This window comes from Desulfosporosinus cupriresistens (assembly GCF_001707885.1).
Lineage (GTDB): Bacteria > Bacillota > Desulfitobacteriia > Desulfitobacteriales > Desulfitobacteriaceae > Desulfosporosinus.
The window spans coordinates 1-1,770 of sequence record NZ_MASS01000121.1 but is presented as its reverse complement, the minus strand read 5'-3'; the positions used below and the strand labels follow the sequence as shown (position 1 = coordinate 1,770).

Annotated in this window: 1 protein-coding gene; it reads left to right on the top strand. The window is 47.5% G+C overall.

The features are described 5' to 3' along the window. The first annotated feature begins 28 nt into the window (after positions 1-28). Positions 29-1,684 carry an IS1634 family transposase gene (locus DSBG_RS21425; protein ID WP_068967033.1) on the top strand — a complete coding sequence of 552 codons (1,656 nt, stop codon included), beginning with the start codon at positions 29-31 and terminating at the stop codon, positions 1,682-1,684. Positions 1,685-1,770 lie beyond the last annotated feature (86 nt).

Sequence of the window (1,770 nt, the reverse complement as noted above, 5' to 3'; positions counted from 1 at the left end):
TGTAGGTGCGGGATGATATAATAGAACCATGTATATTCGTGTAAGTTCCCGTAAAAACAAAGATAATAAGGTCATTAAATATGTTCAGTTGGCTCATAACGTTCGAAATCCGAAGACGGGCACACCGCAGGCAGAGGTGATTCATAGTTTCGGACGGATGGATGAACTGGATATGGATGCACTAAAACGTCTGGCTCGGAGCATCCAGCGTTTTCTGGGCCAAGAGCCAACCCTTTTCGATGCCCAAACGCCGGAGTTGAAGTTTCTATCCAGTCGACCTATGGGTGGTGCTTGGCTCCTCGATGGACTTTGGAAGCGCATCGGGATCGATAAGTTGTTGGCAAAACGTCTCAAGAACCGTGAATTTCGGACGGAAATGGAACGGATTATCTTAGCGATGGTTGCTAATCGAGCCCTAGCACCTTCCAGTAAACTAGGACTGGAAGAATGGATTTCCAAGAAAGTCATGCTTCCAGGGCTGAATGATCTCGATGTCCAGCACTGCTACCGAGCGATGGATTTCCTTCTAGAATCGGAAGAAGAGATTCAGCACGAGGTTTTCAAGGCCGTCTCCGATCTTTTTAATCTAGAAGTTGACCTTCTGTTTTTTGATACCACGTCTACCTATTTTGAGATGGATGAATGGGACGATGAAGATTTTAAGCTCCAAGGTCATTCAAAAGACCGCCGTCCTGACCTTCCTCAAATTGTGATTGGTTTAGCTGTGACAAGGGACGGTATCCCCATACGATGCTGGTCTTGGCCCGGAAACACCTCGGATATGACAGTCATCCCAGAGGTTAAGAGAGACTTAACCGGGTGGAAGCTCGGTCGAGTGGTGACAGTGGCTGACCGAGGTTTTTCATCCGAAGGAAACCTGCGCATTCTTCAAGAGGCGGGTGGTCACTATATTGTGGGTGAACGGATGACAGCAGGTAAACCCATCGTCGAAAAGGCACTCGCTCATCCTGGGCGATTCCGATCTGTTCGCGAAAACCTTGAGGTAAAAGAAGTCATCGTAGGTGACGGCGAAGCCCGCGTTCGCTATGTACTTGTCCGCAATCCTGCTGAAGCTCGACGGGATGCTGCAAGGCGTGAAAAGCATCTGGAGAAACTCAAAGCGGAGCTTGCTAAGCTTAAAGAACTGGATGGAAGTGCTCACTCCAAAGCTCATTGCCGCCTTAACAGTCACATCACGTACAAAAAGTATCTCAAGATGGACTCTAAAGGAAATTTCAAGATCAATAACCAAGCGGTTAAAGAGATGGAGCATCTCGATGGGAGATATCTGATCCGCACATCGGATGATACCCTTTCCGTGGAAGATGTTGCCTTAGGCTACAAGCAACTCCTTGAAGTTGAACGAGCGTTTCGAACTCTTAAAACCACGCTGGAACTAAGGCCTGTCTATCACCGCAAAGAAGAACGGATACGAGCTCATGTCCTCCTGTGTTGGTTATCTCTTCTCCTCGTTAGAATTGCAGAGGTTAACACCCATCAGACCTGGCCCCAATTGCGCTCGGAACTGGAAGATATGCATCTGATTGAGTATGAATCGACGGACGGAAAGGTCTATCAAAGAACAGAGATAACCGAAGGTCAAAAGAGAATTCTTTTTTTGTTGAAAATCCCGGAACCCGCTAAAATACAGGATATTTCACTTTTTCAGGGGGCAAAAACGTAGACACACGGCAAATTATCCACAAGTGCCTCTAGCCCTTGCACCACATGGGTTTGAGGCACTTCTCGTGCCTACAGACTGTCGAACCC

Coding starts and splice junctions, on each gene's coding strand:
- DSBG_RS21425 (WP_068967033.1), top strand. CDS start 29: ATGTATATTCGTGTAAGTTCCCGTAAAAACAAAGATAATAAGGTCATT.